The following is a 20,938-nucleotide window of genomic DNA, read 5'->3' as shown; positions in this document are numbered from 1 at the left end:
CCACCGGTGGACCGCTAAGCTTGGTCAGAAATCCGCGTGCAGCCGCGACGCGAAGAAGTGCGCCGGCCCACGATCGCGGTTGTAGCCGGGGTTGTCCACGAACTGGTAGTCGAAGGTCAGGGTCACGAACTTCGTGAGGTTCAGGGCGTAGTAGGTCTCCAGCGCCCGCTCGCTGCCGTAGTTGAGCCGCCCGTCGCCGATCAGCAGGCCGTAGAAGCCCGCCGCGAAGGCGGCGCGGTGCGAGGGCGAGAGCCGGTTCATCGCCGTGCCGATGCCGATCGTGTCGTCCGGCCGGTCCCAGGCCTTGCCCTTCAGCGACAGGCCGCCGGAGAAGCTCTGGTCGATGTCGGTGAAGGAGATGTTCTCCGTGCGCCCGTCGTTCAGGCTGGCCCGGGCGAACAGGCCGAGCTCGGGCGTCAGCGCCTGCTCGAGGTTGATGTAGCCACCGGTCTTGCGGCGCGGCTTGCGGGTGGCGAGGGCGGCATCGCTGCCGTTGTCGAACAGGCCGAGCTGCGTGAGGGTGACGACCTCCCGGTTGTTGGCCGAGACCCCGACATTCGAGAACAGCCCGATGCGGACCTTGCCGGGCTGCTCCAGCCACGGGAGCACGTGGCGCTCCTCGAACTCGGCGTTCAGCCCGGCGCGGCGGAACACCCGCGGGTCGAGCACGTCGCTCGACGGCTCCTTGGGCACCTGCGTGTAGGCGGCGCGGATCGCGAAGTCCGGCCGGTTGTACTCGGCGTAGACACCCTGGGTGAAGCCCGGGAGGTTGGCCGGGAAGTCCCAGGCCGAGGCACCCCAGAGCGACCAGTTGAAGAAATCGACCCGCGGATCGTGCGCGTAGACGTTGCCGTCGAAGAAGTCGCCCAGCGCGAACTTCCCGGCGATCAGGGTGATCCGCTCCGCGTCGTACCGCGTCGCGACCTGGTTCGGGCCGTCCGGCACCTCCACGGTCTCGCCGCCGAGCCCGATCGTCTGCTTCACGTAGTAGCGGTTCGAGCGCAGCTTCGGGAACGGCGCGCCGGCCTTCTGCGCCTCGCCGTTGACGAAGCCCGCGACGCCCAAGGTCCGCGACAGGCCGAAGCCCTGGCTGAACTCGGGATTGTAATACAGCTCGGTGCTGTCGGTGAGCTTGAGCCCGAGGAAGATCGTCGCCGTGGTGGTCTGGCGGGCCTGGTGCGGGATCAGGCTCTGGGCTCCCTCGTAGGGTGAGCGAAAGCCCGGCACGCCCTGGGCGATCAGCGTGGTCTGGCCGTGCAGCGAGAACCGCCCGGTGTCGCCGTTGTCGGGATCGTGCGGGGCGGTCTCGTCGGGACCGGCCGGCACCTTCAGGCCGCCCGGGAACCACATCAGCCGCGCGAACAGCTGGTTCGAGGTGAAGCTCGCCCGGGACGTGACCGGGCCGCCCTCGTCGCCCGGCACGCTGCCCAGGGAGAAGCGCCGGCTGCCGCCGAGATCGATGTAGCGGTAATCGATCCCGAGCGCGAGCGAGTCGCTGATGGCGTACTGGATGCCCGCGCCCAGGGTGAATCCGAGATAGCCGAGTTCGCGCCGCGCCGTATTCTGGCCGCCCGCGTCGAAATCCGGATAGTCTGCCAGGAAGTGCGCGTTGGCGCCTGCGAGCCCGAAGCTCCCGTAGACCAGGTAGCGGTCGAAGCTGTAGCCGATCCGGGCTCGAAGGGTGCCGTACAGGTCGGTCTTGGCGCGCACGATGTTGAAGGTCTGGTCGGCATCCTCGTAGCCGAAGCCGGTTATGGTCGAGGGCACCGGCCGCTTCAGGTTCGCCACGTCGAAGCTGCCCTCGACCCCGTAGACCCAGGGGCCGGTCTGCCAGTTCCAGCCGCCGAACACGCCCCCGACCGCCGTGGTGGCGTTGCGGCCCTGGTCGCTGCGGCCCGTGGAATCGCCGCTCTTGAACGCCGGGACCGTGCGGCCGCCGATCGTCGTCGGCCCGAAATTATAGGCTCCGTAGGATCCGCCCGCGCTGCCCTGGAGACCGATGTAGCCGCCCGACCAGTCGGTGTAGGCGGGGACGTCCCCGGCAGGACGACGCGCGGCCGGATCGGCTGCCGATGCGGGAAGGGACGCCATCAGGGGCCCTGCCAGGATGGCGGCGGCGACACGGAAGAGGGGCACGGAACGGGACGGCATGGGACTCGCAGACAAGATATAGCACTTGCTATGATGCGCTTTGCGGGCGCGCAAGCCGTCTCGGACCGTCTCGAACACAGACCGCACCGTTTTTCCGTCCCGCACGGCATCGTTGGGGGCCGCGCATGGCAACGGCATGACGATCCCCACATCCTTTCGGCGGTCAAGATACGTGCGGCCACAGCGAGCGGAATAACTTCTGCGCTTGCACCAGAACCCGCCACACGCTCAGGTAAAGGCCAAGAACTACCATTCGCGGGCCCTGTAATGGTAGTAGATTAGAATTATTATGATTTGATTTGCGGCGGTTTGCCTCTTTGAAACTTCTGGCAGGGGCGTTATGTGCCGAACCATGCGCGCTTCGACTTTTACCCCGATTCTCCGCGGCCTGGCTGCGTGTGCCCTCCTCGCGACGGCGGGGACCGTCTCGGCCAAGGAGGTGCCGATCGGTCCGCACGTGACCAAGAACGGCCTCGAAGTCGCCGCCGTGTACCTCCAGCCGATCGAGATGGACCCGCCCGGCATGATGCGCGACGCCGCGCAGTCGGACCTGCATCTCGAGACGGATATCCGGGCCGCCAAGGACAACCGGAACGGCTTTGCCGAGGGGGATTGGGTGCCGGCCCTCGAGATCCGCTTCGAGGCGGTGAAGCTCGACGGCGACAAGCCCACGGACCAGAAGGTCTCGGGTGCGCTGATGCCGATGGTCGCCAATGACGGTCCGCATTACGGCGACAACGTCAAGCTGTTCGGTCCCGGCCGCTACCGCCTGAAGGTCACGGTGGCGCCCCCCGGCAAGGACAGCCATTTCGGCCGCCACGTCGACAAGGAGACGGGGGTCGGCCCCTGGTTCGAGCCCTTCGACGTGACCCAGGACTTCACCTTCGCCGGAGTCGGCAAGAAGGGCGCCTACTGAACCGCAGGGATTTTCGTGCCACGCTCGTCGCGCCCTTTCCGTCTCGTCACCGCCGCGCTCCTCGCCGCCTCCTGGGGGGCGGCGGCCGCGCGCGCGGACGACATGCCGGTCATCAAGGTCGAGATGCGCGACGGCGTGATCCTGCCGGCGACCATCGAGGTGCCGGCCAACACGCGCTTCAAGCTGGAAATCTCGAATACCGGCCAGTCGCCGGTCGAGTTCGAGAGCACGGAACTCAAGCGCGAGAAGGCGCTGGCCGCGGGCTCGACCTCGGCGATCGTGTTCCGGACCCTCGATCCCGGCACATACCAAGTGTTCGACGATTTCCATCCCGAGGCGAAGGCTACCCTGGTGGCCAAATGAGCGCATCCTGACGGTGGCGGCCCCAGCCCTCCTCGCCGACGCACCTTCGCGCCGGGACCTGATCGACGAGCGGCTCGCCCGCTTCGGCGACTGGCTGCGGCTGCACGGCTGGCTGATCCGCGCCGTCCAGTGGGTGATCGTCGGGGTCTACGGCGTGCTGGTGATCGTGCCGGCGCTGCTGCCGCTGCCCGACAACACCGCCCATATCTGGACCAACCTGACGCTCGCCGCGCAATTCGCGTTCTGGGGCATCTGGTGGCCGTTCGTGCTCCTGAGCATGGTGCTGGTCGGGCGTGCCTGGTGCGGGGTGCTCTGTCCCGAGGGCGCGCTCAGCGAGTTCGCCAGCCGCTGGAGCCGCGGCTACGCCGTGCCGCGCTGGATCACCTGGCAGGGCTGGCCGTTCCTGGCGTTCGCCGGCACCACCGTCTACGGCCAGATGACCAGCGTCTACGGCTACCCGAAGCCGGTGCTCGCCGTGCTCGGCGGCTCGACCGTCGCGGCGATCATCGTCGGCCTGCTCTACGGGCGCAACAAGCGGGTCTGGTGCCGCTATCTCTGCCCGGTCAACGGCGTGTTCGCGGTGCTCTCGAAGCTCGCGCCGATCAGTTTTCAGGTCGACCGCGCCGCCTGGGCCGCCTCGCCCAAGCCCGTGCAGGGCACCGAGTATTTCAACTGCGCGCCCCTGGTGCCGGTCAAGGCGATGCGCGGGGCCGGTTCCTGCCACATGTGCGGGCGCTGCAGCGGCCATCGCGGTGCGGTGCGCCTCGCCCTGCGCTCGCCCAACCACGAGATCGTCCACGTCTCCGGCGAGGAGCCGAGCCTGGAACAGACCGTGCTGATCCTGTTCGGCATGCTGGCCCTGGCGGTGGGCGCGTTCCAGTGGTCGTCGAGCCCCTGGTTCGTCGAGGCGAAGCAAGGGATCGCCACCTGGCTGATCGAGCGCGGGACCACCTGGCCGCTGGAGATGTCGGCGCCCTGGTTCATCCTGACGAATTATCCCGACCGCAGCGACGTGATGACCCTGCTCGACGGCGGGTTGCTGCTGGCCTACATCGGCGCCGCGACCGTGATCCTCGGGCTCGCCCTGTCGGGGATCGTCGCGCTCGCGACCCTGGCGCTCGGCGGCTGGTCGCGCGAGCGCTTCCACCACCTGACGCAGACGCTGATCCCGGTGGCGGGCTGCGGCGTCTTCCTGGGTCTCTCGGCGTTGACCGTCACGTTCCTGCGCGGCGACGGCATCGTCATCCCGTACGTGTCGGAGCTCCGCGCGGCCATGCTGATCGGCTCCGGCCTGTGGAGCGTGTGGCTCGCCTGGCGCGTCGCCGGCCTCGCGGCGGGTGGTCTCCGGCGGGCCGGGGCGACCGCCTGCATCGCCTCCGCGGTGACCCTTTCGGTCGCCAACTGGGTGCTCCTGTTCTGGGTCTGGTAGCGCGGTCCGCGTTCAACTGAGGAAACGCCATGATCGGCGCCTTCATCATCGCCTTCCGCGAAGTCATCGAGGCGGGCCTGATCATCTCGATCGTGCTCGCGGCCACACGCGGCATCCCGGGCCGCATGCGCTGGGTGCTGCTCGGCGTGGCCGGCGGTCTCGTCGGGGCCGGCCTTGTGGCGCTGTTCGCCGAAAAAATCTCCGACGCCTTCGAGGGCAGCGGCCAGGACATCCTGAACGCCGCGGTGCTGATCGTCGCGGTGCTGCTGCTGATCTGGCACAACACCTGGATGAGCAAGCACGGCAAGGAGCTCGCCGGTGAATTGCGCGCGGCCGGCGAGGCGGTGCGCTCGGGCGAGCGCGAGGCCGCCGCGCTCTCGATCGTGGTCGGCGCCGCGATCCTGCGCGAGGGGGCCGAGCTGGTGCTGTTCCTCTACGGGCTCGTCGCCTCCGGCACCTCGGGCGCGGACATCCAGTTCGGCGCGTTCGCGGGCATCGGGGCGGGCATCCTCCTCTCGGCGGTGACCTATTTCGGCCTCGCCGCGATCCCGAGCCGCTACGTGTTCTCGATCACCAGCGTGCTGATCATCTTCCTTGCCGCTGGGCTCGCCTCGCAGGCCGCGCAGTTCCTGGCCAATGCCGGTGTGGTGGACGTCCTCGGCCAGACCCTGTGGAACAGCTCCGCGGTGATTGCGGAGAATTCCTGGCCGGGTCGGGTGCTGCACGCCCTCGTCGGCTACACCGACCGGCCCACCGCCCTGCAGGGGCTGGTCTATGTCGGCACCATCGCCGTGATGGTCGGGCTGATGCAGTGGAGTTCCGCCGACAAGCGCCGGACGGTGCGCACCGCCTGAATCAGAGGTTTCCAAAGGGCTCAGCCCTTTGGCGGGTCGTCAGGGCAGAGCCCTGATGATGGACCAGGGCTCTGCCCTCGACCCGCAAAAGGTCTCGACCTTCTGAAACCGCGATTAGGCGCCCGTCGCGACCGGGCGCGCCGTATCGGCGCCCCATTCGGACCAAGAGCCGTCGTAGAGGCTGCGGGCCGGCTGGCCCATGGTCTCCAGCGCCAGGGCGATGATCGCCGCGGTGACGCCGGAGCCGCAGGTGGTCACGACCGGCCGGTCGGGATCGATACCGGCCTCCGCGAACACCTTCTCCAACTCCTCCGGGCTCTTCAGGCGGCCGTCGCGCTGGAGGGACGCGTAGTGCAGGTTGTGCGCCCCCGGCATGTGCCCCGGCCGCACGCCCGGCCGCGGCTCCGGCTCCTCGCCGCGGAAGCGGGTGGCCGAGCGGGCGTCGACCACCTGAGCCGAGCCGGTCTCCAGGGCCCGGGCGACGTCGTTGGCGTCCGCCACGGCGCCGTGATCGAGCCGGGCGGTGAAGTGGCGCCGCTCGCGGGGAGCCGGGTCGCCGTCCTCGGTGGGATAGCCCGCCGCGATCCAGGCGGGCAGGCCGCCATCCAGCACCAGCGCGTCCCGGACCCCGAAGGTCTTGAGCATCCACCAGACCCGCGGGGCCGAGAACAGGCCCTGGCCGTCATAGACGACGATCTGCGTGCCGTCGCCGATGCCCAGCGCCCGCATCCGCGAGGCGAACACGTCGGAGCGCGGCAGCATGTGCGGAAGGCTCGACTCGGTGTCGCTCATGGCGTCGAGATCGAAGCGCAAAGCCCCGGGGATATGGGCGGCCTGGAATTCGGCCGCGGCGTCGCGGCCGGCGGCCGGCAGGTACCACGAGGCGTCGAGCACCACGATGTCGGGGGCCTCGAGGCGGTCATGCAGCCATTCGGGGGTCACGAGGGGCGGGTGGGCCATAATCCGCTATCCGGCTCTGTTCGCGCGAGCGCCCACCAAACCACAGGCCGCGGCCGGTTGCGACCCTGAGACTTCGCGGTCGGGCCGTTTCGTCAGGACCCGGAAAAAGCCGCAGCCGCAGCGCGGCCTTGCGGCGAGCTACGCACCCGGCACCGTGGTCCGATGCAGCGAATGCACGCTGGTCTTGTTTTCAATCGTTGTAACCCCAGTTACGACGATACGATGACGCTCACCGCGCCAGCCGTCGAGGCCGGCTCGGGCGGGTCGCCCCCGATGCCGCTCCGCGAGACGCAAGTCCCGGACACGCGAGACGGGGCCGCCGCCTGAAGGAGGAGCGTTCAATCCTCCCCCTCTGCCGAGGCGCCCGCGCCGACCGTGCAGCCTGCTTATTGAGCCGATCACCCCATGAATCAACTCGTCCGCATGTCTCAGATCGGCGATGCCGAGGGCGTCCAGGAGCCTTCGGCGGATCTGCGTGTGCCCTTCGCGCAGTCCGGCGCCTTCGTGTGCAAGTACATCATCGGCGAGCCGAACGACCGTGCGGTCTGCTGCGGCGCGCCGGTCTCCGACGGCAAGAGCTGGTGCGCGTTCCACCGCCGCATCGTGTTCGAGCCGACTCGTCCCGGCCGCATCCGCTGAGCCTCACTGCGTCCGCATGATCTGGATGACCGCCGGCGTGATGATGACGACGAACAGCACCGGCAGGAAGAACAGGATCATCGGCACGGTCAGCTTGGGCGGCAGGCTGGCCGCCTTCTTTTCCGCCTCGTTCATGCGCTGGTCGCGGCTCTCCTGGCTCAGAACCCGGAGCGCCTGACCCACCGGTGTGCCGTAGCGCTCGGCCTGGATCAGTGCGGTCGCCACCGACTTCACCGGCTCCAGCCCGGTCCGCAGCGACAGGTTCTCGTAGGCCTGCCGCCGGTCGGGCAGGAACGACATCTCCGCCGTCATCAGGGCGAGTTCCTCGGCCAGCACCACCGAGGAAGTCGCGATCTCGGTGCTGACCTTCCGGAACGCGTGCTCGATCGCCATGCCGGATTCGACGCAGATCAGCGTCAGGTCGAGGGCGTCCGGCCAGGCCCTGCGGATCTCGGCCTGCCGCTTCTTGGCGCCATTGACCAGGAACAGCTCGGGCGCCTTGATGCCCCCATAGGCCGCGCCGATCACCATCCCGATCCGCACCAGGTAGGAGGCATCGATCGCCTCCAGCACGAACAGGTAGAAGACCGCCGCGATCACGGAGGACACCGGGACGACCAGGCGGAAGAACAGGAACGTGGTCTCCGCGCCTTGGCCGCGATAGCCCGCCATCATCAGCTTGCGCTTGGCCGTGTCGGTTCCGAGCCAGCGGTTCAGCTGGTACCGGTCCACGATCGATTTCATGTAGGCCTTGGGCGCCACGCGCAGCGCCGCCCGGTCGTTCGGCCGGGTCCGGTCCGTCTGGCGCTCCCGCCGCCGGATCTGTTCGCGCTCGTCGCTGACGAGCTTCATCCGCTTGCCGAGTTTGTCCGTCTCGAAGAAGGGCTGCGCCACCGCGAAGGCGGTCGCGGCCGCCGCGATGGCGGTCAGCAGCGTGCCCATGAACCGGGGATCGAACAGCTTCTCCGCGATGGCGTCGATCATGGCACGGGTCCGAATCCGATCAGGCTCAGAAGTCGAAGGCGATCATCTTCTTGATCGTGAAGACGCCGATCGACATCCAGATCGCCGCCCCCACCAGCGCGATCGTGCCGATATCCGTCGTCCAGAGCAGCGAGATGTAGTCCGGGCTGGTCAGCGTGGTGATACCGGCCACGCCGAAGGGCAGGCACGCGATGATCGAGGCTGAGGCCTTGGCCTCCATGCTCATCGCCTGGACCTTGCCGCGCATCTTGGCCCGGTCGCGCAACACCACCGAGAGGTTGTTCAGCGCCTCTGACAGGTTGCCGCCCGATTGCTGCTGGATGTTGATCACGATCGCGAAGAAGTTTACCTCGGCGGTCGGCACCCGCTCGAACAGGCGCGAGACCGCCTCGCCGAGCGAGAGGCCCATCGCCTGGGTCTCGATCACCGTCCGGAACTCGCTGCGCACCGGCTCCTCGGCCTCGCGCGAGACCATGCGGAAGCAGTCGCCCACCGGGATGCCGGTGCGGATGCCGCGCACCACCACGTCGACGGCGTTGGGCAATTCCTTGTTGAACTTGGCGATGCGCCGGAGACGCAGGCGCCGCAGCATCAAGGCGGGCATGCCGAAGCCGCCCGCGAAGGCGGCGCCTGCCGCGGCCACCGGACTGTCGGTGATCATGAACAGCAGCAGGGCGAGGACGGTGCCGCAGCCGGCCGAGACCGTGTAGTAGGTCCGCTTCGTCCAGCTCAAGCCGGCGCGGGCGAGCTTCAGCTCCAGCGTGGCCTTGTTGGCGTTCTTCGCCTTCGCCTCGATCTCGCTCAGCGTCTTGGCGACCTGCTCGCGCCGGTTGACCGCAACGCCGCGCACCGCCGCCCCGGAAGCCGAGACGCCGATCGATTTCAGGCGCTTGCTCGCTCGCCGCTGCCCGCCGAGCAGCGGCAGCACCGCGACATAGGCCACGGCCGCCACGGCGATGCCGATCAGGCCGGCGGCGATCGGCAGCTGGGACGAATCCGCCATGGTTACGTCCCGTCGACGACTTCGGCGGCGTCGAGCGCCTCGCCGAGCCGGCGATCCAGCCCGTAATAGCGGGCGCGCTCCCAGAATTTCGGCCGGCCGATGCCGGTCGACCGGTGGCGCCCGATCAGCTTGCCGTTCGGATCCTCGCCGACAATGTCGTAGAGGAACACGTCCTGCGTGGTGATGACGTCGCCCTCCATCCCCAGCACCTCGGTGATGTGGGTGATGCGCCGGGAGCCGTCGCGCAGGCGCATGGCCTGGATCACCACGTCGATGGATCCGCAGATCATCTCGCGCAGGGTCTTGGACGGCAGCGTGAAGCCGCCCATCGAGATCATCGACTCGATACGCGACAGGCATTCGCGCGGGCTGTTGGCGTGGAGCGTGCCCATCGAGCCGTCATGGCCGGTGTTCATCGCCTGGAGCAGGTCGAACGCCTCGGGTCCGCGGACCTCGCCGACGATGATCCGCTCGGGCCGCATGCGCAGGCAGTTCTTGACCAGGTCGCGCATGGTGACCTGACCCTGGCCCTCCATGTTCGGGGGGCGCGTCTCCAGGCGGACGACGTGCGGCTGCTGGAGCTGCAGCTCGGCCGCGTCCTCGCAGGTGATGACCCGCTCGTCGTGCTCGATGAAGGCGGTCAGGCAGTTGAGCAGCGTGGTCTTGCCCGAGCCCGTGCCGCCCGAGATGACGACGTTGCAGCGCGACTGGCCGATGATCTTCAGGACCTCGGCGCCCTCCGGGGAGATCGCCCCGAAGCGCACGAGCTGCTCGAGGGTGAGCTTGTCCTTCTTGAACTTACGGATCGTCAGCGCCGGCCCGTCGATGGACAGCGGCGGCGCGATCACGTTGACGCGGGAGCCGTCCGGCAGGCGCGCGTCGCAGATCGGCGAGGCGTCGTCCACGCGCCGCCCGACCTGGCTGACGATGCGCTGGCAGATGTTCATCAGCTGCTGGTTGTCGCGGAACCGGACATTGGTCAGCTGGATCTTGCCGCTGACCTCGATGAAGGTCCGGTTGGCGCCGTTGACCATGATGTCGGCGATGTCGTCGCGAGCGAGCAGCGGCTCCAGCGGGCCGTAGCCGAGTACGTCGTTGCAGATGTCGTCGAGCAGCTCCTCCTGCTCGGCGATCGACAGGACGATGTTCTTGAGCCCGATGATCTCCGTGACGATGTCGCGGATCTCCTCCCGGGCGGTCTCGGCGTCGAGGCGCGAGAGCTGCGTGAGGTCGATCGCCTCGATCAGGGCGCCGAAGATCAGGCTCTTGGTCCGGTAGTAATCCTCGGAGCGCAGGTTCTCGACCGCCACCGGGGCGGCCGGCGGCGGTGGCGCCGGCTTGGGCGCCGGGGCGGCGTCGCGCAGCACCGGCGCGGCCGGAACCGCGGCCCGCATCTGCGGGACCGGCACGGGCGCCGTCGGGGCGGCTCCGGATTGTCGCCTACCGAACATGGGTCAGATCCAAGGCGCCTGCATCAGGCATCGTCCCGGCGAAGGTGTTGCGCATCACGAGGCCTTGCGGCCGGCGAGCTTGGCGAGCAGCGGCTCCAGCAGGCTCGACCGGCTGCGCCGCGTCTCCGGCCGCCCGAGGGTGACCGCGGCGAGGTCGTTGAACAGCTCCGCCACCTTCGAGCCGGCCTGGATCTCGGCGATCATCTGGCCGTTGTTGGCGGCGGTGCCGAACAGGGTCGGCTCGAACGGGATCGTGGCGGCGATCGGCGCGTCGAGCGCCTTGGCGAACTCGGCTGCCCCGATCTCCGGCCGCTTGGCCATGCCGACGCCGTTGAGCAGGATCCGGGGCGGCTGGTCGTTCGGGCGGCCGTGCTTGAGCGCCCCGAGCAGGTTCTTGGCGTTGCGCAGGCAGGCGAGGTCGGGACCGGCGACGATCAGGATCTCGTCGGCCGCCGTCAGCACGCGCTTCGACCACGCGCTCCACTGGTGCGGGATGTCGAGGACCACGCAGGGCACGCTCGCCCGCAGGTACTCGATCAGGGCATCGAAGGCCGGCTCCGACAGGTCGATGGTCCGGTCGAGGCTCGCCGGCGCCGAGAGCAGGCTGAGATTGTCGCTGCACTTCGACAGCAGCCGCTCGACCAGGGCCGAATCCAGGCGCTCTGGGGCGAACACCGCTTCGGCGATGCCCTGCGGCGGGTCCTGGTTGAAGTTGAGCGAGGCGGTGCCGAAGGCGATGTCGAGATCGGCGATCACCGTCTGGACGCCCTGGTTGCGGGCGATCGACCAGGCGAAGTTGTGCGCCACCGTCGAGGCGCCGATGCCGCCCTTGACCCCGTAGACCGCCACGGTGCGGCCCACCGGCTTGACGCCGGGCGCCGTGAACAGGTCGGAGATCGCCGCGATCAAGGTCAGCGGCTCGACCGGCGCCATCAGGTAGTCGGACACGCCGCGCTGGATCAGCTGGCGGTAGAGGGTCACGTCATTGACGTGGCCGATCACCAGGACGCGGGTGCCCTCGTCGCAGACCTCGGCCAGGGCATCCAGGCATTCGACCGGCTTCGAGCGGACGCCCTGCGTCTCGATGACGATGACGTTCGGCGTCGGCGCGTGGCGGTAGGCCTCGATCGCCGCGGCGCCGCCGCCCATCCGGACCTTGATCTGCGCCTTCTGCATGCGCCGGTCGAGGGAAGCGCCCTCGATCATCGCGGCGGTCTCGCCGGTCTCGCAGAACGCCTGGATCGTGATCCGGGGCACCGGGGCGATCGTGCGCTCGGATGTCTCGGACGGGTCCGCCATGACGGCACTTTCGGGTTCGTGGTCGAGGCGCGGCTTCGGTGACGGCGTGGGAGGTTGCACCGCCGGTCCTAGTTGCTGACCTGGGACTTGACGGCGTTCGTCCCATCTTGCCGCCATGTGGTTGACGGATCCTTGCCATCCCTCAACTGGCCGATGTCCCGGACGCGCTTGACCGTGTCGATCCGGCCCTCGGGTCGGCCGCGCACCAAGTCGATCGGGTCGGCCACCTGGGCGGCCAGAGTCGCCTGGGTGGCGCAGCCGAGATTCCAGCTCGGCCGGTTGCCGTAATCGGCAGCGAAGTTCGAGGTGCCGAGGTCCTGGGGCCACAGCCCGCACTGGTCGGCGACCTTGGCCTGCATGCGCTGGAAGCTCAGCCGGATCGGCGCGGCCAAGCCCGGTGCCGCGACCGGATAGGGCGACTGGAAGATCTCGCGGGCGCCGACGCCGTCCTCGGTGCCGCGCCGGAGCAAGGCCGAGGCCGTGCGTGCGACGGAATCGGCCTGGGCCGGCGGCAGGCCCTGGGGCACTTCCACCAGGATGCCGCCGCGGCCGTAGCGGCGGTATTCCAGCATGAACGCGTCGATGTCGCCGGCCTGACGCGGGTCGAGGTGGCCCGGCCCGGTGGCGAACACGTCGAGGCTGCGGGTGCCGTCAGCCAGCACGATCGGGTGCCGCGCGCGGTAATCCGACAGGTCGATCCCCCCGGTGGTGGCGGGCTCGCTCTTGCAGCCCGCGGCCAGCAGGCCCAGGGCGCAGGCGGCCGCGAGCCGGGACGGGCGGCGCAACGGGGCGGGCGGGTGAAGTCGGGTCATGGATCCGATCCTGGAAGCGGGCGCTACTCGACGATGAAGCCGACGCGGCCGCGATAGCTGCGCCCGAGCGGGGCGGCGCCGACCTTGCCGTAGAGGCGGTTGACCTGACCGAGCAGCACCGCCTGTCCGTCGGTGGCGTCGACGAAGTTGTCGTCGGGCCGGGTCACCTGCTTGGGCTCCATCGCCCGGGCGATGTAGGGGGTGCACATGATCATCAGCTCGGTCTCCATGCGCTGGTAGTCCCGGGACCGGAACAGCGCGCCGAGGATCGGCAGGTTGATCAAGCCGGGCAGGCCGGAGATCGCCTGCTTGTTCACCTGCTGGATCAGGCCGGCGGTCATCATCACGCCGCCGGAGGGCAGCTCGACGGTGGTCTCGGAGCGGCGGACCCGGGTGCCGGGCACGGCTACCGTGTTGTTGCCGACCGTGTAGTTGAAGCTCTGCTGCGGATCGATCTCGGTCACGTCCGTGGCCACGCGGATCGAGATCCGGTTGTCGGCCAGAACAACGGGCGTGAAGGAGAGCGAGACGCCGTAGGGCTTGAAGGTGATGCCGGGCGTGCAGACACCGCCGACCACGCAGGAGGCCGAGGACGGCACCGGGAATTCGCCGCCGGCCAGAAACTTCGCGGCCTCCCCGGAGATCGCGGTCAGCGTCGGCTCGGCCAGGATGCGCGAGACGCCCGCCTGTTCGAAAGCCTTCAGCGTCGCCTGCAGCGAGAAGCCGGCTCCCTTGATGGAGGCCTGGAGCTGGTTGCCCGAGGGTGTGCTGCCGCCGGTGATCGGGAAGGGCAGGGTGTTGTTGAGAGCCGGCGAGGTCACGAGGCCGGTCGCCGCGTCTGTAACCGTGCTCACCGGGTTCAGCGCCGACCAATTGCCGGTCATGTTGATCCCGAACTGCTTCAGCACGTTGCGGGACACTTCGACCACGGTGACGCGGAGCATCACCTGGTCCTTGTTGCGGATCGTGAGGTTGTTGATCACCGCGCCCCGCGCGCCGGCCGAGACGCCGCCGCTCGGCGCGCTCGTGGCGGTCGCGCCGCCCCCCAGGCCGACGAAGGCGTTGGCGATGTCGATCGCCTGCTGGGCGTCCGACGAGGAATTCACCGAGCCCGAGAGCAGCACCGAGGCGCCCGACGAGCGCACGTCGAAGCGGCCACCCGGGATGCTCTGGCCGAGCAGTTCGCGCAGCGTCCCGAGGTTGAGGTCCCGGGCCACGGTCACGTCGAGGGCGGCGATCTGGCGGCCCTCGGCATCCATGATGAAGATCGAGGTCGCGCCGTCGGCCATGCCGATCACGAACACTTTTCGGGTCGAGCGGACGACGGCGTTGGCCACGGCCGGGTTGGCGACGAACACCTCCTTGGCGTCCCGCGGCAGGTCGACGATCACCGAGCGGCCCGCGGTCAATTCGACCCGGCGGGACGAGGCGGCCTCTGCGGAGCCCACCGTCAGCACCGGAGCGGGGCCGAGGATCGGGCGCTCCTGCGCGCAGGCGGGTCCCGCGGCCACCAGGGCGAGCAGCGCGAGGACGCGCGCCGGACGGAGGGGAATCGGCAGGGCAATCATGGGGATCACGGCGTCTGCTGCCGCGCCACGCCGAAGCGCACGACGGTCAATCCGGGTTCGGGCGTCTGCGCCATCGCGGCATCGATCGGCTGGGCCTCGACCGGCCGGCCCGCATCCGCGAGGCTGCGCAGCGACAGCGACAGGGAACCGACCTTCTGGGCGAGGGTCAGGGTCTCCGCCTGCGCGGGGGTGACGGCGAGCGTGGCGGTCTCGCCGGTGACGACGTTGGTGCCGTTCTTCTCCTGGATCAGCTGACCGATCGCCAGGACGCGGATATCGGTCAGGATCGTCTGGGAGAGCTGGACCTCGCTGCTGTTGGCGCGCGAGTTGGCATCGTCACGGAAGGTGCGGATCACGTCGATGCGGTCGTTGGGCAGGATGAAGCCGCCGGCGGAGTTGGTGCCGCGGCTGTCGGTGACGATGGCGACCGCGCGCATCCCGGCGGGCAGGATCGCGGCCATGAACCCGCTCTCGGGCCGGACCAGCTTCTGCGCCCGGATCGGTTCGCCCGCGAGGAAGCCCGAGCGCACGGAGGCGCCGACCGTCTCGTCCAGCGCCTTCGCGTTGTCCTTGCGGCTGATGTAGCCGGCCGTCATGGCGCCGTCCGGCCAGGGCTGCCAGCGCAGGTCCGCGGCGCGCAGGACCTGGCCCATCGGCATGTCGGCGGCGGCCACCAGCACCTCGGTCATCGGAGGCGGCGGCAGCTCGGCCTTCGGGGCCGGCGGCGGCGGAGGCGGGTCGCCGCCGCTCATCAGGAACGCCGCTCCACTGCCCGCTGCGAGGGCGATGCCGAGGACGACGAGACGGGCTGAATTCATCGCATCGCCACGCACCGGGAACGGCCGAATTGCCGTTCATCACCGGACCCTGCGCGGCCATTCGTGTAATTATGGTTAAGGTATTATAACCTCGGCGGCTGGATACGGTCCGGAAACGGGGCGGTCGCCGGGGGCGTCACAACCCGCGCGATCTCTCAATCCCTGTTCAATCGCGGCCGTGGCGCGGTTTGCGCCGGTGCAATAGTCTGATCTCGAACCCGCGTCAGAATCGGGTGCTCGGATCATCCGGGCAAAACATGCCGGGGAGTGACATGATCAGGACATTTGGCGGCACAGTGCTGGCCACCGCCCTGGCGGGCGCGGTTCTGGGCTCCGGCCCGGCAGCAGCCCAGGGGCCCGCGGCCGGTGCCTTCTCCGGCAACGCCGTGCGCATCGGCGTGCTCAACGACCAATCCGGCCTCTACGCCCAGTTCGGCGGCCAGGGCTCCGTGGAGGCCGCCCGGATGGCGGTGGAGGATTTCGGCGGCAAGGTCGACGGCGTGCCGATCGAGATCCTCGCGGCCGACCATCAGAACAAGCCTGACATCGCCTCGGGCATCGCCCGGCAATGGTACGACCGCGACGGCGTCGACGCGATCATGGAATTGACCACCTCGTCGGTGGCTCTGGCCGTCCAGGGCCTGTCCCGCGAGAAGAAGAAGATCACGATCACCACCGGGGCGGCCTCCAGCGACCTCACCGGCAAGGCCTGCACGCCCTACGGCTATCATTGGGCCTACGACACGCGGGCGCTGGCGGTCGGCACCGGCGGCGCGCTGACCCGGGCCGGCGGCGACACCTGGTTCTTCCTCACCGCCGACTATGCCTTCGGCTCGGCGCTCGAGGCCGACACCAGCCGGGTCGTCCTGGCCAACAACGGCAAGGTGCTGGGCAGCGTCCGCCACCCGCTCTCGAACCAGGACTTCTCCTCGTTCCTGCTGCAGGCGCAGGGCTCGAAGGCCAAGGTGATCGGGCTCGCCAATGCCGGGCTGGATACCTCCAACGCGATCAAGCAGGCTGCCGAGTACGGCATCGTCGAGGGCGGCCAGAAGCTCGCGGCCCTGCTGTTCACCCTCTCGGAGGTTGAGGGGCTCGGCCTCAAGGTCGCGCAGGGCCTGACGCTGACCGAGGGCTGGTACTGGGACGCCAACGACGAGACCCGGGCCTTCGGAGAGCGCTATAAGAAGCGCACCGGCCGGATGCCGAACATGATCCAGGCCGGCACCTACTCGGCGGTCCTGTCCTACCTGAAGGCCGTGAAGGCGGCGGGCACCGACGAGACCGAGGCGGTCAACGCCAAGCTCAAGGCGCTGCCGGTGGACGACGTCTTCGCCCATGGCGGCATCGTCCAGCCGAACGGCCGCATGGTGCACGACATGTACCTGTTCGAGGTCAAGAAGCCGGCCGAGTCGAAGGGCCCGTGGGACCTCTACCGGCAGCTCGCGACCATCCCGGGCAAGGAAGCTTATGCCACGCCGGCGGAGAGCGGCTGCCCGCTGACGGCGAAGTAGGTCCGGTCGAGGTCACTCCGTCATCGCGAGCGCAGCGAAGCGACCTAGGGTAGCGCGACATGAATGGTCGTCGCGCTGCTGGATTGCTTCGCTCCGCTCGCAAAGACGGTGTGCCACCGGTTATCGCCCGGTCGCCCGGGATCTCACGCCGCCCAGACCCGCCGATACAGCGCCTGAATCTCCTCCGCACTCGGCTCGATCGGGTTGTTGGCGGGGGAGCCGGAGGCCAGCGCCTGGGCGGCCATGGTCGGGATCAGGGCCTCCCAGCGGGCCGGGTCGATCCCGTATTCCCGAGGGCCGGGCACATCGAGGTCGTCGTTGAGGGCTTCGAGCTCCGCCACCAGGGCCGTCACGGCGGCCCGGTCGTCGCCGTCGACGCCGGGGATGCCCATGGCTCGGGCGCAGGCGGCGTAGCGGCCGATAGCTGCCGGGGCCGAGAAGGCGGTGACCGCGGGCAGCAGCATCGCGTTCGAGAGCCCGTGGGCCACGTGGAAATGCGCGCCGATCGGCCGGCTCATGCCATGGACCAGCGCCACCGATGAATTCGAGAACGCGATGCCGGCCTGGGTCGCACCCAGCATCATCGCCTCGCGCGCCGCCCGGTCGCTGGGATCGGTCCAGACCCGGCGCAGGTTCGGGGCGATCAGGTGCATCGCCTGGAGGGCGAGCCCGTCCGAGAACAGGTTGGATTTGCGCGAGACATAGGCCTCGATGGCGTGGGTGAGCGCATCGATGCCGGTATCGGCGGTGAGGCGCTTCGGCTTGGTCAGGGTCAATTCGTAATCGACCAAGGCCGCCACCGGGAGGTAGGCCAGCCCGATGCAGAGCATCTTCTCGTCCGAGGCCTCGTCGGTGACGATGGTGAACCGGGTCGCCTCCGAGCCGGTGCCCGCGGTGGTGGGGATCGCCACGATCGGCAGGCCCGGCTCGTCCTGCTGGCGGGGCGCCTTGTAGTCGCGCATGTGGCCGCCGTGGCGGGCCAGCACGGCGACCGCCTTGGCGGTGTCCATGGGGCTGCCGCCGCCGAAGCCGACCACGCAGTCGAAATCGCCGGCCTGGAGCGCGGCGAGCGCCGCCTCCACGGAGGCCACGGTCGGGTCCGGCACGGTCTCGGAAAAGATCGTCGCACGGGCGCCGGCGCTGGTCAGGCGTTCGAGCAGCGTGTCGGTGCGGCCGCTGCTGACCAGATACGGGTCGGTGACCACGAAGGGGCGCGACAGGCCGAGCTGGCCCAGAACCTCCGGCAGCAGCCGCGAGGCGCCGGCGCCGATGCGCATCAGCCGGGGCAGGGCGATCGAGGCGACCATTGTCTTGATCCTTGGTTCAGGGCCAGTTCGGGCCTGCCGGAACGCGCGATCTTAAGACTTGGGGCCCCGCCGCGAAACCGCCGCCGCTTACACGGACGGCCCGGCGAACAGCGCGCCGGCCGCCTCGACCTCCCCGGCGATGAAGCCCGCCACCGCCCGGATATGGGCGGCCTTCCGGTGGTCCTCATGGATGTGCATGTGGAACGAGCGCGTCAGCGACACCGCCCCGGGCAGGACCGGCGCCAGCCCGGGATGGGCCGCCGCGATGAAGGCGGGCAGGATGCACAGGCCGGCGCCGTTCAGCGTCGCGTGGACCTGGGCCAGCAGGTTGGTCGAGCGCAGCCGCGCGGTCACGGCGGGCTCCAGGGCGCCGAGATAGTTCAGCTCGCGCGCGAACAGCATGTCCTCGATATAGCCGACGAAGGGATGCGCCGTGAGATCCGAGACGGCGGCGATCGGGGGCGCCGCGGCGAGGTAGGATTCGGCCCCGTAGACGAACAGCCGGTAATCGGTGAGCCGGCGCGCCACCACCCGGGCCTGCTGCGGGGTCGACAGGCCGATGACGATGTCGGCCTCGCGCTTCGACAGGCTGAAGATCCGGGCGGTCGCCATGATCTCGACCTCCAGTCCGGGATGGCGCTCGGTCAACCGGTGCATCCGCGAGGCCAGGAACACGCTGCCGAACCCGTCCGGGGCGCCGATCCGCACCGTGCCGGACACGGACTGGGCCCCCGCCTCGGTGGCGGTCTTGGCCGACAGGAAGGCGCTCTCCATGGCCTCGGCCACACTCAGCAGGTGGGCGCCGTCCTCGGTGAGCGCGTAGCCGAGGTTGCTCCGGTGGAACAGCCGGGCGCCGAGCCCGTCTTCCAAGGCGCGGATCCGCCGCCCGACCGTGGTGTGCTCGGTGCCGGTGCGCCCCGCGGCGGCGCTCAGGGTGCCGGTGCGGGCCACCGCCAGGAAGAAGCGCAGATCGTCCCAGTTGCGCCCCGTCCGGCTCATGACCGCAAACCCGCTGTGCATCGATGCACGGCCGCTGTAAGCGCATCCGGCTTTATCGTTCAAGCGATCCTGTTAGGCTGCACCAAACCAAATCGAAAAACGACAACAGGGAGGCGCTCATGCGCACGATCGGGCACTTTATCGGCGGCCGCATTGTCGGCGGCGAGAGCGGGCGATTCGCCGACGTGTTCCACCCCTCGACCGGCGAGGTCCAGGCTCAGGTCGCGCTCGCCAGCAAGGCCGAGATGCGCGCCGCCATCGAGAACGCCGCGGTGGCCCAGCCGGCCTGGGCTGCCACCAATCCGCAGAAGCGCGCCCGGGTGATGATGCGCTTCCTCGAGCTCATCCGCGGCGAGATGGACAGCTTGGCCGAGTTGCTGGCCTCCGAGCACGGTAAGACCGTGCCGGACGCCAAGGGCGACATCCAGCGCGGTGTCGAGGTGGTCGAGTTCGCCTGCGGCATCCCGCACCTACTCAAGGGCGAGTACACCGAGGGCGCCGGCCCCGGCATCGACGTCTATTCCCTGCGCCAGCCGCTGGGAGTCGTCGCCGGCATCACGCCGTTCAACTTCCCGGCCATGATCCCGCTGTGGAAATGTGCTCCGGCCATCGCCTGCGGCAACGCTTTCATCCTGAAGCCGTCCGAGCGTGACCCGAGCGTGCCGCTGCGCATCGCCGAGATCTTCCTGGAGGCCGGCCTGCCGCCGGGCATCCTGAACGTCGTCAACGGCGACAAGGAAGCGGTCGACGCGATCCTCGACGACGAGGACATCAAGGCGGTGGGCTTCGTCGGCTCCTCGCAGATCGCCGAGTACATCTACGTGCGCTCCGCCCAGACGGGCAAGCGCGCCCAGTGCTTCGGTGGCGCCAAGAACCACATGATCATCATGCCCGACGCCGATATGGGCCAGGCGGTCGATGCGCTGATCGGCGCCGGCTACGGCTCGGCCGGCGAGCGCTGCATGGCGATCTCGGTGGCGGTGCCGGTGGGCGAGGCCACCGCCGACCGGCTGATGGAAAAGCTGATCCCGCGGGTCGAGTCGCTCAAGATCGGCCCGTCCCATGACGGTTCGGCCGATTACGGCCCGATGGTCACCGCCGAGGCAGTCCGGAAGGTCGCGGGCTACATCGACCAGGGCGTCGCCGAGGGCGCGCATCTCGCCGTCGACGGCCGCGGCTTCAAGCTCCAGGGCTACGAAAACGGCTTCTACATGGGCGGCTCGCTGTTCGACCGCGTGACCCCCGACATGACCATCTACAAGGAAGAGATTTTTGGCCCCGTCCTCTCGGTGGTGCGGGCCCAGAACTACGAGGAGGCTCTGGTGCTGCCCTCGACCCACCAGTACGGCAACGGGGTGGCGATCTTCACCCAGGACGGCGACGCGGCGCGCGACTTCACCGCCCGGGTGAATGTCGGCATGGTCGGCGTCAACGTGCCGATCCCGGTCCCGATCGCCTACCACACCTTCGGCGGCTGGAAGCGCTCCGGCTTCGGCGACCTGAACCAGCACGGGCCGGACTCGATCCGCTTCTACACCAAGACCAAGACGGTCACGCAGCGCTGGCCGAGCGGCATCAAGAGCGGGGCGGAGTTCTCCATTCCGACGATGCGGTAGGGGCATTTCAACCCTCCCCCCTCTGCGGGGTAGGGTGCCGCGCGGAGGCGCGGCGGGAGAGGGGTAGCGCGACGGTGCAGGATCTCGCGCCCGTCGCGACCTTTCCGGAAACGTCGCTCCCCTCTCCCGACCCCTGCTGACGCAGGGGCCACCCTCCCCCGCAGAGGGGGGAGGGAAGCGTCCGTTCTGACCTATTGGAGTGATGCCCATGAGTTTCGGGCTCGATGAGGACCGGACTGCGATCCGCGAGATGGCGCT

At 69.2% G+C, this 20,938-nt stretch carries 18 protein-coding genes; 7 read left to right on the top strand and 11 right to left on the bottom strand.

All coding sequences use genetic code 11. The features are described from left to right. Positions 1-24: 24 nt before the first annotated feature. The gene (locus MKK67_RS02655) at positions 25-2,091 is read right to left on the bottom strand and encodes a carbohydrate porin (RefSeq protein ID WP_243962100.1); all 2,067 of its coding nucleotides are present in this window, start codon (positions 2,089-2,091) and stop codon (positions 25-27) included. A gap of 412 nt (positions 2,092-2,503) precedes the next feature. Here MKK67_RS02655 and MKK67_RS02650 point away from each other — a divergent pair, with 412 nt between their 5' ends. The 4 genes from MKK67_RS02650 to MKK67_RS02635 are packed head-to-tail and all read left to right on the top strand — an operon-like array spanning position 2,504 to position 5,713. Then, the gene (locus MKK67_RS02650) at positions 2,504-3,067 is read left to right on the top strand and encodes an iron transporter (protein WP_243962099.1); all 564 of its coding nucleotides are present in this window, start codon (positions 2,504-2,506) and stop codon (positions 3,065-3,067) included. Positions 3,068-3,082: 15 nt separating this feature from the next. Further along, the gene (locus tag MKK67_RS02645) at positions 3,083-3,430 is read left to right on the top strand and encodes a cupredoxin domain-containing protein (RefSeq protein WP_243962098.1); all 348 of its coding nucleotides are present in this window, start codon (positions 3,083-3,085) and stop codon (positions 3,428-3,430) included. 13 nt (positions 3,431-3,443) lie between these two features. After that, a complete protein-coding gene (locus tag MKK67_RS02640) occupies positions 3,444-4,859 on the top strand; it encodes a 4Fe-4S binding protein (RefSeq protein WP_243962097.1) in 1,416 nt (471 codons plus the stop codon). 29 nt (positions 4,860-4,888) lie between these two features. Next, on the top strand, positions 4,889-5,713 hold the full coding sequence (locus tag MKK67_RS02635; RefSeq protein ID WP_243962096.1) for an FTR1 family protein: 825 nt from the start codon (positions 4,889-4,891) through the stop codon (positions 5,711-5,713). Positions 5,714-5,827: 114 nt separating this feature from the next. Here the strand turns inward: MKK67_RS02635 and sseA are convergent, their stop codons facing one another. Next, positions 5,828-6,673, bottom strand: coding sequence for a 3-mercaptopyruvate sulfurtransferase (gene sseA / locus MKK67_RS02630; RefSeq protein WP_243962095.1), 846 nt, complete (start codon positions 6,671-6,673; stop codon positions 5,828-5,830). Positions 6,674-7,078: 405 nt separating this feature from the next. Between sseA and MKK67_RS02625 the strand changes: the two genes are divergently transcribed. Further along, positions 7,079-7,312, top strand: a complete 234-nt coding sequence (locus tag MKK67_RS02625; RefSeq protein ID WP_147856381.1) for a GcrA family cell cycle regulator — start codon at positions 7,079-7,081, stop codon at positions 7,310-7,312. Between the two features lie 3 nt (positions 7,313-7,315). On the opposite strand, the gene MKK67_RS02620 is transcribed toward MKK67_RS02625, so the two are convergent. The 7 genes from MKK67_RS02620 to cpaB form a co-directional block, all read right to left on the bottom strand. Further along, positions 7,316-8,296, bottom strand: a complete 981-nt coding sequence (locus MKK67_RS02620; RefSeq protein ID WP_243962094.1) for a type II secretion system F family protein — start codon at positions 8,294-8,296, stop codon at positions 7,316-7,318. Between the two features lie 25 nt (positions 8,297-8,321). Then, positions 8,322-9,299, bottom strand: coding sequence for a type II secretion system F family protein (locus MKK67_RS02615; protein WP_243962093.1), 978 nt, complete (start codon positions 9,297-9,299; stop codon positions 8,322-8,324). 2 nt (positions 9,300-9,301) lie between these two features. Beyond that, positions 9,302-10,750, bottom strand: a complete 1,449-nt coding sequence (locus MKK67_RS02610) for a CpaF family protein (RefSeq protein ID WP_243962092.1) — start codon at positions 10,748-10,750, stop codon at positions 9,302-9,304. A gap of 54 nt (positions 10,751-10,804) precedes the next feature. Further along, complete coding sequence (locus tag MKK67_RS02605; protein WP_243962091.1) at positions 10,805-12,049, bottom strand: CpaE family protein; 1,245 nt, start codon at positions 12,047-12,049, stop codon at positions 10,805-10,807. A 68-nt stretch (positions 12,050-12,117) separates the two neighbouring features. Next, positions 12,118-12,861, bottom strand: coding sequence for a CpaD family pilus assembly protein (locus tag MKK67_RS02600; protein WP_243962090.1), 744 nt, complete (start codon positions 12,859-12,861; stop codon positions 12,118-12,120). Positions 12,862-12,884: 23 nt separating this feature from the next. Beyond that, a complete protein-coding gene (locus MKK67_RS02595; RefSeq protein ID WP_243962138.1) occupies positions 12,885-14,429 on the bottom strand; it encodes a type II and III secretion system protein family protein in 1,545 nt (514 codons plus the stop codon). Positions 14,430-14,434: 5 nt separating this feature from the next. Then, the gene (gene cpaB, locus MKK67_RS02590) at positions 14,435-15,247 is read right to left on the bottom strand and encodes a Flp pilus assembly protein CpaB (RefSeq protein ID WP_243962089.1); all 813 of its coding nucleotides are present in this window, start codon (positions 15,245-15,247) and stop codon (positions 14,435-14,437) included. 296 nt (positions 15,248-15,543) lie between these two features. Between cpaB and MKK67_RS02585 the strand changes: the two genes are divergently transcribed. Beyond that, the gene (locus MKK67_RS02585; protein ID WP_409568180.1) at positions 15,544-16,758 is read left to right on the top strand and encodes an ABC transporter substrate-binding protein; all 1,215 of its coding nucleotides are present in this window, start codon (positions 15,544-15,546) and stop codon (positions 16,756-16,758) included. A gap of 143 nt (positions 16,759-16,901) precedes the next feature. Here the strand turns inward: MKK67_RS02585 and MKK67_RS02580 are convergent, their stop codons facing one another. Then, on the bottom strand, positions 16,902-18,065 hold the full coding sequence (locus MKK67_RS02580) for an iron-containing alcohol dehydrogenase (protein WP_243962087.1): 1,164 nt from the start codon (positions 18,063-18,065) through the stop codon (positions 16,902-16,904). 87 nt (positions 18,066-18,152) lie between these two features. After that, the gene (locus MKK67_RS02575) at positions 18,153-19,064 is read right to left on the bottom strand and encodes a LysR family transcriptional regulator (RefSeq protein WP_243962086.1); all 912 of its coding nucleotides are present in this window, start codon (positions 19,062-19,064) and stop codon (positions 18,153-18,155) included. Positions 19,065-19,183: 119 nt separating this feature from the next. Between MKK67_RS02575 and MKK67_RS02570 the strand changes: the two genes are divergently transcribed. After that, on the top strand, positions 19,184-20,680 hold the full coding sequence (locus tag MKK67_RS02570) for a CoA-acylating methylmalonate-semialdehyde dehydrogenase (RefSeq protein WP_243962085.1): 1,497 nt from the start codon (positions 19,184-19,186) through the stop codon (positions 20,678-20,680). Positions 20,681-20,938 lie beyond the last annotated feature (258 nt).

Origin of the sequence: Methylobacterium sp. J-072 (assembly GCF_022829425.1) — a bacterium.
Taxonomy (GTDB): Bacteria; Pseudomonadota; Alphaproteobacteria; order Rhizobiales; family Beijerinckiaceae; genus Methylobacterium.
This window is presented reverse-complemented; position numbering and strand designations above follow the sequence as displayed.